The sequence below is a fragment of the Phycisphaerae bacterium genome (genome assembly GCA_012729815.1).
Lineage (GTDB): Bacteria > Planctomycetota > Phycisphaerae > JAAYCJ01 > JAAYCJ01 > JAAYCJ01.
This window is the reverse complement of record JAAYCJ010000044.1, coordinates 1-14,839: the sequence shown is the minus strand read 5'-3', so window position 1 is coordinate 14,839 and position 14,839 is coordinate 1. Positions and strand designations below refer to the sequence as shown.

Below are 14,839 nucleotides of genomic sequence, written 5' to 3'. Positions count from 1 at the left end.
TGTTCGGTTTTTTCGCGGACGTACTGCTGACGCTGTTCGGCGGTCATGTTTTGCATGGCTTCGGGCAGGTCGGTTGTTACGATCTTTTCGAGGTCGACCGCGCTTTCGCGGACGGCGTCGACGAGGTCCCAGGCGGCGTTGTCGTACTGTTTTGAGGCTTTGGCGGCCACGCGTTGGGCGACGTTGGCTTGGCCGTAGGCGGCGGCGTTGCGGTCCTGCGTGATCTGGCGGCCTTTGCCTTGTTCGCCGGCGGGGCCGTAGGGGATGTAGGTGTCGTTGAGCTGTTCGTTGAGTCGGGCGATTTCGACGTCCTGTGGGGCGTCGATCTGGACCACGGCTTGGTTGTGGTCGATGTTGATGAATCGGCCGTCGGCGAGGGCGGCTCCGTCCTTCCACTTGCCGTGTTCGCCTTCGGTCTCGGTGCCGCAGTGAATGGTGTTGACCACGATGCCTCTGGCGATGGCTTGGCGGCAGGCTTTGCGGTAATCGACCTGGCCCTGGGTGAAGGGTTCGTTTCCGGCGATGAAGATGACCTTCAGGTCGTTGGTTGCTTTGCTCCAGGCAAGGCTGCGGACGGCTGACTGGATGACCTGGCCGCAGTATTCGTCGCCGCCGTTGGTGGTGAGGGCGAAGAGCTCTTCCGAGACCTTGTCGAGGTCGGTGGTGAGGGGGAGGATCATGCGGATGTGGCCTTCAGCGGCTGGGATGGTGCTCTTGCCGTACTCGTAGAGGGCGACCTCGATCCGCGGGGTTTTGCCGTCGCGTGTGGCGAGGGCGAATTCGTTGACGATGCTCCAGAGCTGTGACTTGGCCTGTTCGATGAGGCCGCTCATGCTGCCGCTGGTGTCGAGGAGGATGGCCATTTGGATCAGCGGCGGTTTGGTTTCGGTTTGGGTGGTTGGTTCGGCTCCGCGCACCAGTGTTGTCGCGGCGACGATTGCCAGCATGCATGTCGTTGTCATTGTTTTACGCATGGTTGAGCCTCCATTTCGTGTTTGGTTGTCTGTGATCATTTGGTATGTGGAATCGTGTTATGGGCCTTGGACGAGGACGGTCTGGCCGTCGATTTCGAGGAGGATATCGCCGTGCAGTGCGATGGCGCCCTGGCGGTTCTCGTCGGCGAGTTGCTGGGCCAGGTCGAAGAATTCGTCTGAGGCAAAGCGGATGGTCCGCTGCGGTTGGGGTTGTTGGGCCTTGGCGGCGACGCGGCTGTCGACCCAGTTTTTGCCGCGTCGGTAGAGGGCGACGTCGTTGACCTGCTGGACGTCGGCGACGGCGACGCGGTTGAGCTGCCGGTCGATGAAGGCGTTGTCGTAGCGGAGGGTCTTCTGAGACTTCTGGCGGGCGAGGTTGAGTTCCTGGTTGACCGCGCCCATCCCGGACCGCTGGCGGACCGCGCGGAGCTGGAGGTTGTCCAACGCTTCGGCGGTCACGGCGGGCGCGCTGTACAGGTCGGTTCCTTCGCGGGCGAGGAAGGCGGTGTACTCGGTGAGGATGCCGAACTCGGTGGAGAGGGCGACGATCTGGTCGACGAGTTCCTTGACCTTCGGGTCATCGGAGGCGGTCGGGTTGTCGGCTCCGAGTTGGCGGACGGCGTCGATGAGTTCGGCGATCTTTCGGCTGGCCCAGAGACGCGGGACGAAGCCGTTGCGGGTGGTGGCGTGGTCGAAGTCGAAGGTGAACTTGAACGATTTGGACTCGCCGGCCACATTGCCGCCGAGCAGGAAGGTGACCGGTTCATCGCCGATGTATTTGCCGAGCAGAATGAGCTGATCGCCGGCGAAGAGGTCCGGCGGTTGGGCGGGCAGCAGGTCGCGAGTGCGGCCGAGGGCTTCGCCGCCGTCGGGTTTGACGATGTCGAGCGTGGTATCGGCGAGCAGCGGTCCCCAGAGCTGGCGGAAGACGCGGCCGACCTGGACTTCGACGTCTTGGTTGGGCAACACGAAGCTGGACCTGGCCCTGGTGCGGTCGGCGATGGCCTCGAGGAGCGGGGCGTTGACGTCGACTCCGACGCCGAAGGTGAACACGCGGCGGCGGTGCGAATTGCCCGCGGTGGCGAGTTCGCGGATGGCGCGTTCCGAGGTGGTTCCGACGGTGGGCAGACCGTCGGTCAGGAACAGGACGATCGGCAGCATGCCCTCGGCGGGTTCGGGTCGAAGGGCCTCGATGAGGGCGTCGTGGATGTTGGTGCCGCCGATGGCGGTGATGCCGTCGATGTAGCGGCGTGCGGCGGCTTCGTTCTCGCTGGTTTTGGGGATCGCCTGTTTGGCGAAGGCGTCGACGGTGTTCTGATAGGTCAGAAGGTTGAAGCGTTCGCCTTCGGCCAGGCCGCTGATGATCTGGAGGGCCGCCTCTTTGACCTGTTCGATCTTGCAGCCGTTCATGCTGCCGGAGCGGTCGATGACGAGGGTGATTTCGCGTTTGATGGCGTGGTTGTCGGCTTGGTGTTGGACGGAGGCGGGCAGGCCGGCGAGCAGGAGGAAGTATCCGCCGCCGATTTTGGGGTCCGGATAGCAGAGCATGGAGGCGGAGATTTCGCCGTCGGCGAGCAGGTATGAGAGGCGGAACGGCCCGGGCTGAAGGCGTTCGGCGCTGAGCTTGGCTTCGATGTGGTTGGTGCTCTGCGATTTGATTTCGATGTCGTGGCTTGGCGAATAGGCGGTCGAGAGGGGGCGTTTGGAGCGTATGGTGAGGGCGATGGTCCAAGGGACCTGGTAGTCGAGGGCTTCGCTTCGCGGCAGGAGGTAATCGACGCGGTTGTCTTCGGCTTGGAGAACCTGCTCGTAGGTCAGTCGGATTTTCTGGTCGCCGTGCGGTTCGACGGGAAAGACGCTGGAGCGGATCAGGTTGTGGCCGGCGAGTTCGAGGAGGGCGGGATCGCGGATCTGGGCGACGAGGCTTTCGTAGATTCGCCGGGCTTCATCCCTGGGCAGGATTTCGACGGTGGCTTCGGGGGCTGGGCCCTGGAAGGCGAGTCCGCGGACGGTGGCGTCGGCGGGGATCGGGACGAGCAGTTCAGCCTCCTCGCGTCGCGGGCTGTCGTTCTTGAGGGACAAGGTCAGCGTGGTCGCGGCGACCTGGTCGATGATTTCGATCCGGGCGTCGACGGTGGTGACGCGGATGGATGGTGTCGGCTGGGTGGCTGAGACCACAGCGTGGCGGGTCTGCGGCACGAGGATGTTGTCGGCTCGCCACACCGGCGGCCTGGCCGTCTGTGCCTGCGTTTGCCCCGCAAAACCCGAAAGCACCATTCCAGCAACCATGCAAGCCCATGCGATCGTTCGGCGTGACATGTGGCGTCTCCTTTCGGTATCCCGCGTGTCTCCACACTCAATATACGCGATAGCGGTTGCTCTGATGTGTAAATTGCGTGTAAAACCCGGAGGCCGTGCGGGTGCGCTGTGGCGTCTTGAACTACCCGGCGGCGAGGGCGACTCGGATGAGGGCGCCGGTGGGTTTTGCGGGGAGGATTTCGACGGAGCCGCGGTGGGCTTCGGCGAGTCGTTTGACGAGGGCGAGGCCCAGGCCGACGCCGGTGGTTTCGCGGCGGGATTCGTCTTCGCAGCGGTAGAACTCGTCGAAGACCTTCTTTCGCTGGTGATGCGGGACGCCGGGTCCGCGGTCCTCGACTTCGATCAGGACGTAGCCGTCTGTTCGCCGCGTTCGGACGGTGATGGTTTTGTCATGGGCGTCGCGGGCGTACTTGAGGGCGTTGTCGACGAGGTTGACGACGACCTGCGTGACGGCGTCGTGGTCGAAGGCCACGGTTGCCATGTCCGTCAGATCCGGTCGTAGGACAAAGCCAGCCTGTCGGACCTGCGGGGCCATCATTTCGAGGGCGCGGCTGACGCACTCGTTGAGGTCGCCGAGGCGGAAGTCGTAGCGTTTGCGGCCGCGCTGGATGCGGGAGAAGTCGAGGACGTTTTCGACGAGGCGGCTGAGGCGTTCGGTTTCCTGGTGCATGCTGCGGTAGTATTCGTCGCGTTTGTCCTGCGAGCGGACCCAGTTCTTTTTCAGCATTTCGGTGTACATGCGGATGGAGGTCAGCGGCGTTCGCAGTTCGTGCGAGACGGCTGAGATGAAATTGTCTTTCTTCTTCGAGAGGTCCATCTGTCGGCGGATGCCGGCCCAGAAGCCGGTCAGGCCCAGCGAGACGGCGGCGACGGCGACGGCGACGATGCCGAGGTACCAGAATCGGAGCTGGCGGATTTGTCGGGCGATGCGATCCGGGTCGCTTTCGGCGAGGTTGACGGCCAGTTCGCCGAAGCCAAAGTCGAGGACGGCGGCGTAGGCGGCGGCTGGGTCCGGTTCGGTGGCCAGGTCGATCCGCATGCCTTCGCGGACGAAGCGCGAGGCGGATTCGCGAACTTCCTCGATGAGTTTGGCCTCGTTGAGCAGGAAGCCCTGGACGAAGTGTCGCGAGTCGATCTGGACGTGGCGGACGAGGAAGACCTGTCCGCCGAGCCAGCTATCGGTCGGGCCGCCGGAGGTGAGGATCGGGACGAAGGGTTCGACCCGCACCTGGACGACGTCGGTCGGCTTGGCGGCGTCAGCGGGCTGGTTCGGGATCACATCCGGACCGCCGGCTTGGTTTTCGTGGAGTGAAAGCGAGTCCCGCATCTGGGCGAGCGGTAGTTCCTTTGCCAGATGCTGTGATGGGACGTCTGTTCGTTGGTACGGTTCGACGTTGCTTTCGGCGATGGCCCGCTGTTGGGTGTAGACCTGGGCGGGTTTGCGTTCGTTGAGGGTACCGACCTCAAGTTTTTGCTGCCTTACGCGGTTGACCTTGGCGGCTGACTTTTGCGGTTGCGGCGGCGGGGTTTGGATCTGCTCTTGCTGGTCATGATTCACCCGCGGCGGTTCGGCTTGGGGTTGTGGAAGCGGTGGCTGGTCCACCGTTTGGACTTGGCCCGATTCGGGGCCGAGGGCGGGCAGGAGGTTGGCCCCGACGTTGGCAAGCAGGGCCTCAATCTCGGTGCGGCGTTTGTCCCTGATGGTCTGTTGCGGGTCGGCGGGCGGATAAGGGCCGGCGACGGCGCCGTTCGGCTCGATCTGGAAGAATCCGTAGGCCAGGCCGTGTTCGAGGCGCTCGCCCAGCGGCGAACGCAGCAGCGGCATTTCCTGCTGGACGGTGGCGACGTTTTCGGGGACGTAGTAGTAGCGATAGTCGGTGTAGGGGCGTTTCTGCTCGCGGCGGATGAACTCATCGAGCTTGCGCTTGACGTCGCGGCGGATCTGTTCGGCGACGGCGGCGAACTCGCCGAGGCGCTCGCCTTCGAGACCGCGGGCCCGCATGTCGATGGCGTGGTAGCCGAGGCCGCTGAGGCCCGCCACCGCGGCGAGGATGATCGCAGCCAAGACCGCAAACCGCCGGTACATGCCGTTACCCTCCGTACCGATAGCCGGCGCCGCGCACCGTTTGAATGATTTCCGGGTGAGCTGGGTCGCGTTCGATCTTGCCGCGGAGCTTGGCAATGTGCATATCGGTGGTTCGCGTGCCGAGATCGCTGTAGGGTTCGCCCCAGACCTTTTCGTAGAGTTCGGGCCGGCTGATGACCCGGTGTGGATTGGCGGTGAAATACTGGATGATTTTGGTTTCGCGGGCGCTGAGTTCGATCGGTTGGCCGTCGCGCCAGGCCTTGAGGTCGGCGGCGTCCACCTCGAGGTCGCCGAATTGGAATCGGCGGCCGACGGTTCGCGACGGATCGACCCGCCGCAGGATGGCCCGGATCCGGGCCAGGAGTTCTTCGAGGGAGAAGGGCTTGGTGACGTAGTCGTCGGCGCCGAGGTCGAGGCCGTCGATGCGTTCTTTTGGTTGGCCCTTGGCGGTGACCATGACGATGGGCGTGACGAGGCCCTCGCGCCGCCAGGCGGCACAAAGTTCCTCGCCGCTGACCTTGGGCAGCATCAGGTCGAGCAGGATCAGGTCGAAGCGGCGTTCGGCGGTCGCCCGTCGAGCTTCAAGGCCGTCGACCGCCTCAGCCACGTCGAATCCGTGGAACTCCAGAAAGTCGCGAAGCCCGATGCGGATCTTCGGTTCGTCCTCGACCACCAGGATTGTCGTTTTCGGCTCCATACGCGCCACCGTGTTCATTATAGGATAGGCGGACCGCTGCGCTTCGTAAAACCTATGTAAATTCCGCAGCGGTGATTTTACACCCATTTTACTTTGGCCGCAAGCGGCGGCGCAGCATGATGGAAGGCGTGGCGAGGGCGTCAAGTATCATCCGCTTCGGAAAGGAGTCGACCATGACCGGTTCGGTGTTGCAGCAGGCGGTTGTGATCTTTCTGGTGTTGGGGATTCCCGCGATGGCGCAGGCGCAGGACGCGGCCGACGTACCGAGTCTCCAGGGCCAGGTGACCGAGGTGACGGTGTATCGCGGGCAGACGCTGGTCACGCGGACGATCGAGCTTGAGTTGCAGCCGGGCTACAACGAGTTTGTGGTCACTGGTCTGCCGGTGCGGATCGTGCCGGAGAGCCTGTTCGCCCAGGGCTCGGGGACGGCCACCGTGCTGTCGGTTCGGTATCGCGAGCACGCGGTGCGGCAGGACGTTCGCGAGGAGATTCGGCAGGTGGACGAGCATATCGCCAAGGTGCAGCGGGACATCTACCACGCGGATCGTGACCGGCAGAATTCGGAGAACGTGTTCAACTTCTACATGGCTCTGGGCAAGTGGGCGGTCGACGCCACGAACGTGGATTTGAATCGTTCGATCGTTCAGGCGGATATGGTGCGAAAGATCGCGGATTATCTCGAAGGCAAATCGGTTCAGTGGCACCAGAACAACGTCCGCCTGGAGGACGCGAAGGCTGACCTGGAGAAGGAGCTGGGGTTCCTTCAGCGGAAGCGCGAGGAACTGGCGGGCGGTCAGGGCCGGACGGAGCGTCAGGCGGTGCTGTTCATCTCGGCCGACGAGAAGGCGGCGGCCCAGGTGCGGCTGCACTACCTGGTCAACGAGGCGAACTGGCAGCCGCAGTACAACCTTCGCGGCGATCCGGCGGCGGGCGGCGTGCTGGTGGAGTACAACGCGGTGGTCAATCAGACCAGCGGCGAGGACTGGAAGGGCGTGGCGTTGAGCCTCTCGACGGCTGAGCCGTTCATGGTGGCTTCGCCGCCGACGCTGGACCCGCTGCACGTGATGCTGAGTTCGGTCCAGATGCCGCAGCAGGCGGAGCCAAACCAGCAGGCCGCTCCCGGCGTGCCCGGGCTGGGCGGCGATGTTGGTGAGAACGCGCGTCAGCTTCAGATGTCGCGCAAGACCCAATCGGGCAAGGGCAAAATGGCTGAGAGCGACCTGAACGCCATCGCGATGGGCAATCAGCTTCTGGAGTTGAACGTGGATGGCTATCAGTTGAAGCGCATTCAGCAGCAGCTCGAGGAGACGGCCCAGGTCGAAGGGGTGAGCGTGAGCTATAGGCTGCCCGGACGGCTGAGCCTGCCCAGCCGGTCGGATCAGCAGCTTGTGACGATCGCCGCGGTGAGCGCGCCGGCGGAGTTCACGCTCGTGGCGACGCCGATCCTGACCGATTACGTCTATCTCCAGGCCGATTTGCTCAACCAGAGCGAGACGGTGCTGCTGCCCGGTCCGGCTTCGATGTTCCGCAACGGCGAGTTCGCCGGTCGCGGGCAGGTGGCGCTGGTGACCACGGGCGAGCGGTTCACCGCGGGGTTCGGCATCGACTCGCAGGTGCAGGCGTCGCGCGAGTTGGTCAAGAAGACCACCCGCGTGCAGGGCGGCAACAAGATCGACACGTACGACTACCGGATCACGGTGGCCAGCTACAAGGGTCAGCCGGTCAAGCTGCGGCTGCTGGATCGAATTCCCTATACCGAGGCGGATTCGACGATCAAGGTTGAGCTGGTTTCGACCGGTCCGGAGCTCAGCGGCGACCGGGAGTATCAGCGGACGGGCAGGGACAAGGGCGTGTTGCGGTGGGACCTGGAACTGCCGGCCAACTCGACGGGCGAGAACGCTACCGTCGTGACGTACAGCTATACCATGGAGTATGACCGGAACATGGTCGTCCAGCCGCGTCCGGTGAATGTGCCGCAGTAGCGGCGCGGGACGGCGAACGGGTTTTTATGAGTGCGGTTGCGGAAAAATGGAGAAGGGCTGCACCGTGTGGTGCAGCCCCCTCCTATCGCCAGCCCCGATTGCATCAATTTTACCCCGGAAAGAGGAACTCCGGGTGATTTTTCTGGAGCCACTTGCGGACGATCTTGACGGTCTCGTCGCTCCAGCCGGTATAGGGCGCTCGGCATCGCTGGTGGCCCAGGAGGCATCCGGAGGCCACGGCCAGGCCCTTGTCGAAGACCGGATCGATGGTGCCTTCGCCGCGTTCCTCGATGAGGGCCGCGAGCTCGTTGAAGAACCTGGAGGCGTGCTGCTGCATGCGGATGGCCTGATCCCACTTGCGCTGTGAGGCGAGCTCGTACATCTTGAGCGTCCATTTCGGGTTGGTCGCCACGAGCGAACTGCACGAGCCGCGGGCCCCGAGCTGCATGGCCGAAACGAGCAGGTTCTCGGCCACGAAGTAGGAGAGATCGGGCGTGGCCATCATGGCGTCCTGCAGTTGGCCGAAGTGGGTTCCGGCGAAGGTGAACTTGACGCCGATCAGGCTCGGGCAGACCTCCATCACTTTTCGGTAGTCGCCGCCGAGGAGGAATCGCTTGGCCCGCGGAATGTTGTAGTGGACGATGGGCAGGTCCGGACAGGCGGCGTTGATATCCTTGAAGAAGCCAAGCATCTGGCGGTCGTCGAGCTCCATCCAGTAGGGGATGTTGACCTGGGCGGCTCCGACGGCCTTCTTGCCGGCGGCGTATTCCATCAGCTCGATCGTCTTGAAGGTCACATCGGCGCAGCAGCCGATCTGAAGGGGCATTCTGGCCTTGCCGCAGAGGTCCGAGACGATATCGACCATCCGCTTGAATTCGTCGAAGCGGATGGCGTAGAACTCGCCGGTGCTGCCCGTGGTGTAGACGCCGGCGACCTTGGCGGCGATGCACCGCTGGACGTTCCTGGCGTAGGTTTCCTCGTCGAACCGGAACTGCTCGTCCCAGCACATGGTTACGCCCGCCCAGATTCCGTGCAGCTTTTTGGCTGTCAACCGCGCCATGCTTTACTCCTTGCTCAAAAATGTCGCCTCGTCGCAAACTGTCATGACAGCTTAGCGAGGGGCGGTCGGGTTGTCAAACGTTGTCCGTGGGATTTGCACAATTGCTCAGGATTGCTCGAACTGGAACGCGAAGAGGCGGAATCCGCGGCCGGAGAACCGCAGCCGCACCGGTCGGCCGGCGAGTTGGCCGACGTTCTTGCCGGAGGACCAGGCCGCCTCGGCGGCGATCTGGTTGCGGTCGATCTCGACGGCGTCCTTGAGGGAGAAACCTTCGATCGGCCGGTCGGCTTCGTCCAGGATTTCGACCTTGAGGAAGCCGGTCGCGCCGGCATCGACGTTCAGCACCAGTTTCGAGCCGTCGAAGCGGAGCAGCGGCGTGACCAGCGCGCCGCCGTGATAGTCGGCGTCGGCGGAGACGAAGCCGTCGAGGCGCTGCCTGACCGCGCGGACGCCGCCCTGACCGACCGTTTCCGGGGTGTAGTCGCCGTGGGTGTGGCTGGTGCCGCTGTAGTATTGCAGGATTTCGTCGCCGCGGCGGATCATGCCGAGGATGGGCCAGGCGCATCCGGCGTCCCAACCGCCCAGCGGGCCCAGGCCGATGTAGGCCTTTCGCTGCGGCCGGGTCCAGGTCGCGCCGTCGCGGCTGACGACCAGGTGAATGTCGTTGGGGCCGTCGTTGCGGAAGACCCCCGGCTGAGTCTCCGAATAGTGGCGGTAGAGCGCGCAGAGGCCGAGGTAGACGTCCTGGGCCCACGGGTATTTGACGATGGGGCAGGTCTGGACGTCGGTGTCCGGCGGGTCCATTTCGTCGGTGGCCAGGGCGATATCGTACTCGCCGTGAGTGGCGCAGAGGTAGAGGCCATGCTCGTTGGGTTTGACGTCGGCCGGCGGTTTGCGGAAGGGCCATGGGGTTTGCGTGGGATCATCGAGCTCGATGCGTCCCACCGTCCGGCCCCGCTCGTGCGTGCGGAGGTAGGCGACATAGCGTCCGATGCGGTCGTCCCACAGCAGGTTGTTCTGGGAATCGTGGAACATGGGCGAGGCGGGCTGGTCCACTCGTTTCCAGCGGATTCCATCCGGGCTGGTGCATAGGTAGACGGCTCCGCCCGAGAGGTCCCAGTGGGCGCCCTGCGACTCGGGCCACAACGAATTGGCGAAGATCGCGACGACCGCCTTATAGCGCTCGTCCGGTTTGCCGTTGGGGTCGCGCATGACACAGCCGTCGCCTCCGGGCATCACGATGTTATTCTCTCTGTGGCCCCTCCAGTCGAAGAGGTTGACGTTGACCCGTTTCCATTCGATCCCGTCGGTGCTCTCGGCGTAGGCGAGGGCCCGCGGGACTTCCTGATAGCGATCAAGCCCGACGAAGGCGTCGTACCACATCCGGTAGACCCCGCCGTCCTCGATCACCGTGGTGTAATCGCCGGTCCGCATGACCTCCCAGGGTTTTTCCGGCCGAAGGGCTATGGTCTCGGCCTTCACCGGCGGATTGACCCGGAGCGTGATGCCGTGCTCCCGTTCGATGAACCGTCGATCGATGAAGAGCTGCTTGCGGTTGCCGACCTCGATTGCGGTTTGGCCGCCCATGGTGTTCCCTTCCTGCCTCAGCCGTTCCAGATTCCTTCGATTTCCTGACACGCTTGCCGGAGTTTGGCCAGCACTTCGTCTCGCCGCGCCGGGTCGAACCGCACCAGCGGGGCGGACAGGCCCATCGCGGCGATGACCAGGCCGTGGGCGTCGCGTATCGGCGCAGCCATCGAGCCGATTCCCAGTTGCGGCTGGAGGTTGACCGCGTAGCCCTGGGTTCGGACCTGCTCCAGTTCCTGTTCGAGGTGTTCGACATCCACCCACTCGCTGAGGTCCGCGTCGCCGAGGCGTTTGAGGGCTTCGATGAGCTCCTGGCGAACGTCCGGCGGTGAGAATGCCAGGAATACCTTTCCCGTGGCCATCTTGTGCAGGGCGGTGTAGACGCCTTCGCCGAAGTCGACCTTCAGCGGCTGATCGGACTGGATTTCGACCAGGGCGACGGTGTAGGTGCCGCGTAGTTCAGCCAGGAGCACGTACTCGCCGATGTCGCGGGAAAGCCTGGCGGCGGCGTCGCGGGCGGTGGCCCCGCGCCGGCGGTAGTCGATCCACTTGCGGGAGAGCTGGTGAAGTCGCGGGCCCAGCAGGTACGGCCGGCCCTTGCCGGCGTGGACGACCATGCCTCGCGCCTCGAGCGTCCGCATCAGGTTCCTGCCCGTCGAGAGGTTCAGCCCCAGGCTCTGGCAGACCCGCCCCAGTTTCAGGCCCTCGGGATAGCTGGCGAGCAGCTCCATGATTTCCAGAGCCCGCTCGACGGACTGAATCTGCTTTGGGCCTTCCGCCACCGCCATTTCCCTTGACTCCCAGAACCGCGTTTGATACGTTATCTATACTTATGTAGCATATATTGCCACATAAGACAAGATAAATTCCAAAAAACCTCTTGGAGACGCCGAAATGGACGCTGAACTGACGATGAAGGTCAAGGATGCCGCTCGGGGCGCGGGGGCGGATCTGGTGGGGATCGCCAGCCTCGATCGCTTTGAGGGGGCTCCGAAACAGTGGGATCCGCGGTACATCTTTCCTGACGCTAAGGCGTTGATAACACTGGCTTTCCGGATTCCGCGGGGCGTCTATCGCGGGGCGGAGGAGGGCACCCATTTCTGGCAGTACCCAGCCCTGGGGTACGCCAACATCAATGAGGTCGCGGCCCCGATGGCGCTTCGGGGGCTGATGATCTATCTGGAGGACTTGGGTTACGAGGCGGCGGGGATTCGCAACTGCGGCGATACCGGGCCGTGGTCGTGCATTTCGTTCCAGGGCGATGGTCTGGCCGGCGACAAGAAGATCGGCGACGGCGGCTGGTTTGGCCGCGTCTCGCACACCCGGCCGGTCAAGCCCGACCTGCCCGCGCCGGACGTTCAGTTCCACTTTCGGATCGCTGCGTACCTGAGCGGGCTGGGCGAGATCGGGTTCAGCAAGATCTTCCTGACGCCGCAGTTCGGGCCCCGTCAGCGGTTCGCGTTCTGCCTGACCGACGCCCCGCTGGTGGCCGATCCGATCTATGACGGTCCGCCGATCTGCGACCGCTGCATGGCGTGCGTGAAGGAATGTCCCGGCGCGCTCAGCGCGACCGAGACGGTCAAGGTGACGGTGGCTGGGCGCGAGTTGGAGTGGTCGCGTCTGGATGAGGGGCAGTGCTGGATGGCCTACGCCAGCGGGTTGAGCGAGGTCAATCCGTTCCTGCCGCCGGACGCCCTGAAGGATATTCCGGACGGCGAGAAGATCATGAAGGGCGAGAAGAAAGTGACCATTGCCGAGGCGTTCGAGGTGCTCAAGCGGGTCCGCGAGCACTACCCGATGGTGCCGCCGAACTCGTACTACCCAGCGATGTGCAACGGGCGAGGGTGTATGCGGGCGTGCATGGTGCACCTGGAGCAGAAAGGGCGGCTGGAGAACAAGTTCCACGAGAAGTTCCGTAAGAAGACGCCGTGGTGGCATGGGAAGTGAAGAGGAATTGAGAATTCAGTGGTCAGAATTCAGAGTGAGAAGCCAGAAGCGGCTGCCGTGGGACGGTGAGAAGGGTTCGACACGCCGCGTTCGATGGATTCCCGGCGGCGGTGCGAGCGTCTGAAGATGAGTTGATTATAGGACGTGCGGGTGGCAAGGGGTGTGCTGGCAGGGGCACTCATCTATCTATCTTATGTGAGCGGTGGAACGGGCCGATGAATTCTAGGACAACGGTGTATCGTTTTGCGCCGACATGAACCGGTGGCGTGGCCTGGGATGGAGGGTCGGAAGGAAGCCTGAGCGAGAAAGTAGGCTGACGACCAATGCAGACGCGAATGCCCGGAATGGCTGGTATGAACTGGGGTGGCTGGAGAAGGGGGGCGTTGCGTTCGCATTTTCCGGTGGTGTTGGCAGTGGTGCTGTTCTGGACGGGTCAGGCGGCGGCGCTTGACCGGCTGATCATCACCGAGACCGATGGTTCCACGAGCGTCTCGGAGGCCGGTCCCACATCCGACTCATTCGAGGTGGTTCTTGAAACGGGTCCGAGTTCGAATGTGACGGTGCGGATTTACCCCGAGAGCGATCAGATCGATATCGGCGAGGGGCCGGGCGTCATGAAGACCCTGACCTTCACCACGGGCAACTACAACGTGGCCCAGACGGTGACGGTGACCGCGGTCGATGACGACGTGGCGGAGGGGGAGCACAGCGTTCTGATCAACCTGATCGCGACCAGCGGCGACAACGGGTACAACGGCTACTCAGCCGTGGTGACGGCGCACATCACGGACGACGACACGGCCGGCGTGACGATTACCGAGAGCGCGGGCTCGACGGGAGTGAACGAGCAGGGGCCGACCTCGGACACGTATACGGTGGTGCTGACCTCCGAACCGACGGCCGACGTGACGGTGACGATCGATCCGGACGGCGAGGTCAACCTGGGCAGCGGCGCGGGCGTGGCGGTGACCCGGACCTTCACGACGGCCAACTGGGGCACGGCTCAGACGGTGACGGTGACCGCGGTGAACGATCCGTGGGTGGAAGGGGAGCATACTTCGACCATCCGCCACTCGGCATCGAGCATGGACCCGGTTTACAGCGGCATCGCCATCCGCGACGTGATCGCGACGGTGACGGACAATGACGAAGCGGGCGTCGCCATCACCGAGAGCGACGGCTCGACGGAAGTCAGCGAGGCGGGCCCGACGTCGGACAGCTACGAGGTGGTGTTGACGGCGCCGCCCGTGGCTGAGGTGACGGTGACGGTAACGGCGGCGGACGGCCAGACGACGGTGAACGGCGGAGCGACGGCGATCCTGACGTTCACGCCGCTCAACTGGTCCGTGCCTCAGGAGGTGACGGTGACCGCGGTCGATGACGCCGCGGTGGAAGGTTCGCACACCGGCCTGATCGGCCACACCGTCGCCAGCACGGATCCGGCGTACAACGGCTTGGGCGTACGCAGCGTGGTGGCGACGATCGCGGACAACGACAGCGGTGGGACGATCCAGATCAGCGAGTCGGGCAGTTCGACCGTGGTCAGCGAGACCGCACCCAGTTCGGATACGTACACAGTGGTGCTGACGGCGGCGCCGATCGCCAGCGTGACGGTGACGGTGACCGCCGATGACCAGACCCGAGTCAATACCGGGGCGACGACGACGCTGACCTTCACCATGGTTAACTGGTCGACGCCGCAGACGGTGACGGTAACGGCGGTGGATGATACGGTCGCGGAGGGGCAGCACAGCGGGACGATCCGTCATTCGGCGGCCAGCGTCGATCCGGTCTACCACGGGGCGGCGATCGCCGACGTGGCGGTGACGATCGCCGACAACGACACGGCCGGCGTGACGATCGCGGAAAGCGACGGTTCGACGGCGGTCAGTGAGAACGGGCCGACCTCGGACACCTATACGATCGTGCTGACCACTCCGCCGGTGGCCAGCGTGGTGGTCAGCGTGATCCCGGACGGGCAGGTGAACCTGGGCGGCGGCGCGGGCGTGGCGGTCAGCCGGACCTTCACCACGGGCAATTGGAGCACGCCGCAGACGGTAACGGTGACGGCCGTCGATGACGCGGCGGCGGAGGGATCGCACACCTCGATCATCCAGCACACGGTCTCGAGCATTGACGGCTTCTACAACGGTATGGGAGTCCGGGACGTTCTCGTGACGATCAGCG

General features: G+C 64.1%; 10 protein-coding genes. 3 read left to right on the top strand and 7 right to left on the bottom strand.

All coding sequences use genetic code 11. The annotated features are described in order from the left end of the window. From GXY33_03405 to GXY33_03390, 4 genes are all read right to left on the bottom strand, one after another. Nucleotides 1-974: VWA domain-containing protein (locus GXY33_03405; GenBank protein NLX04175.1), on the bottom strand; the 974-nt coding region annotated here is incomplete at its 3' end. 57 nt (nucleotides 975-1,031) lie between these two features. Next, nucleotides 1,032-3,293, bottom strand: a complete 2,262-nt coding sequence (locus GXY33_03400) for a VWA domain-containing protein (GenBank protein NLX04174.1) — start codon at nucleotides 3,291-3,293, stop codon at nucleotides 1,032-1,034. Nucleotides 3,294-3,414: 121 nt separating this feature from the next. Beyond that, nucleotides 3,415-5,379 (bottom strand): HAMP domain-containing histidine kinase, encoded by a 1,965-nt coding sequence (locus tag GXY33_03395; GenBank protein NLX04173.1) that lies wholly within the window; start codon nucleotides 5,377-5,379, stop codon nucleotides 3,415-3,417. A gap of 4 nt (nucleotides 5,380-5,383) precedes the next feature. Further along, the gene (locus GXY33_03390) at nucleotides 5,384-6,076 is read right to left on the bottom strand and encodes a response regulator transcription factor (protein NLX04172.1); all 693 of its coding nucleotides are present in this window, start codon (nucleotides 6,074-6,076) and stop codon (nucleotides 5,384-5,386) included. Nucleotides 6,077-6,249: 173 nt separating this feature from the next. On the opposite strand from GXY33_03390, the gene GXY33_03385 reads away from it, so the two are divergent. Beyond that, nucleotides 6,250-8,058, top strand: a complete 1,809-nt coding sequence (locus GXY33_03385) for a mucoidy inhibitor MuiA family protein (GenBank protein ID NLX04171.1) — start codon at nucleotides 6,250-6,252, stop codon at nucleotides 8,056-8,058. Nucleotides 8,059-8,167: 109 nt separating this feature from the next. Here GXY33_03385 and GXY33_03380 read toward each other — a convergent pair whose 3' ends face one another. The 3 genes from GXY33_03380 to GXY33_03370 all read right to left on the bottom strand — a co-directional run bounded on the left by GXY33_03380 (nucleotide 8,168) and on the right by GXY33_03370 (nucleotide 11,493). Then, nucleotides 8,168-9,118: a dihydrodipicolinate synthase family protein gene (locus tag GXY33_03380; protein ID NLX04170.1), complete on the bottom strand. Its 951-nt coding sequence runs from the start codon at nucleotides 9,116-9,118 to the stop codon at nucleotides 8,168-8,170. Nucleotides 9,119-9,223: 105 nt separating this feature from the next. After that, nucleotides 9,224-10,705 (bottom strand): glycoside hydrolase family 32 protein, encoded by a 1,482-nt coding sequence (locus GXY33_03375; protein NLX04169.1) that lies wholly within the window; start codon nucleotides 10,703-10,705, stop codon nucleotides 9,224-9,226. Between the two features lie 17 nt (nucleotides 10,706-10,722). After that, the gene (locus tag GXY33_03370; protein ID NLX04168.1) at nucleotides 10,723-11,493 is read right to left on the bottom strand and encodes an IclR family transcriptional regulator; all 771 of its coding nucleotides are present in this window, start codon (nucleotides 11,491-11,493) and stop codon (nucleotides 10,723-10,725) included. Between the two features lie 106 nt (nucleotides 11,494-11,599). On the opposite strand from GXY33_03370, the gene GXY33_03365 reads away from it, so the two are divergent. Beyond that, nucleotides 11,600-12,652, top strand: a complete 1,053-nt coding sequence (locus GXY33_03365; GenBank protein NLX04167.1) for a (4Fe-4S)-binding protein — start codon at nucleotides 11,600-11,602, stop codon at nucleotides 12,650-12,652. Nucleotides 12,653-13,035: 383 nt separating this feature from the next. Then, on the top strand, nucleotides 13,036-14,839 hold a 1,804-nt coding region (locus GXY33_03360), incomplete at its 3' end, for a hypothetical protein (GenBank protein NLX04166.1).

Bases quoted from the DNA above. Each gene is read 5' to 3' on its own strand.
- GXY33_03385 (NLX04171.1), top strand. From the start codon at position 6,250: ATGACCGGTTCGGTGTTGCAGCAGGCGGTTGTGATCTTTCTGGTGTTG.
- GXY33_03370 (NLX04168.1), bottom strand. From the start codon at position 11,493: ATGGCGGTGGCGGAAGGCCCAAAGCAGATTCAGTCCGTCGAGCGGGCT.
- GXY33_03390 (NLX04172.1), bottom strand. From the start codon at position 6,076: ATGGAGCCGAAAACGACAATCCTGGTGGTCGAGGACGAACCGAAGATC.
- GXY33_03365 (NLX04167.1), top strand. From the start codon at position 11,600: ATGGACGCTGAACTGACGATGAAGGTCAAGGATGCCGCTCGGGGCGCG.
- GXY33_03395 (NLX04173.1), bottom strand. From the start codon at position 5,379: ATGTACCGGCGGTTTGCGGTCTTGGCTGCGATCATCCTCGCCGCGGTG.
- GXY33_03400 (NLX04174.1), bottom strand. From the start codon at position 3,293: ATGTCACGCCGAACGATCGCATGGGCTTGCATGGTTGCTGGAATGGTG.
- GXY33_03380 (NLX04170.1), bottom strand. From the start codon at position 9,118: ATGGCGCGGTTGACAGCCAAAAAGCTGCACGGAATCTGGGCGGGCGTA.
- GXY33_03375 (NLX04169.1), bottom strand. From the start codon at position 10,705: ATGGGCGGCCAAACCGCAATCGAGGTCGGCAACCGCAAGCAGCTCTTC.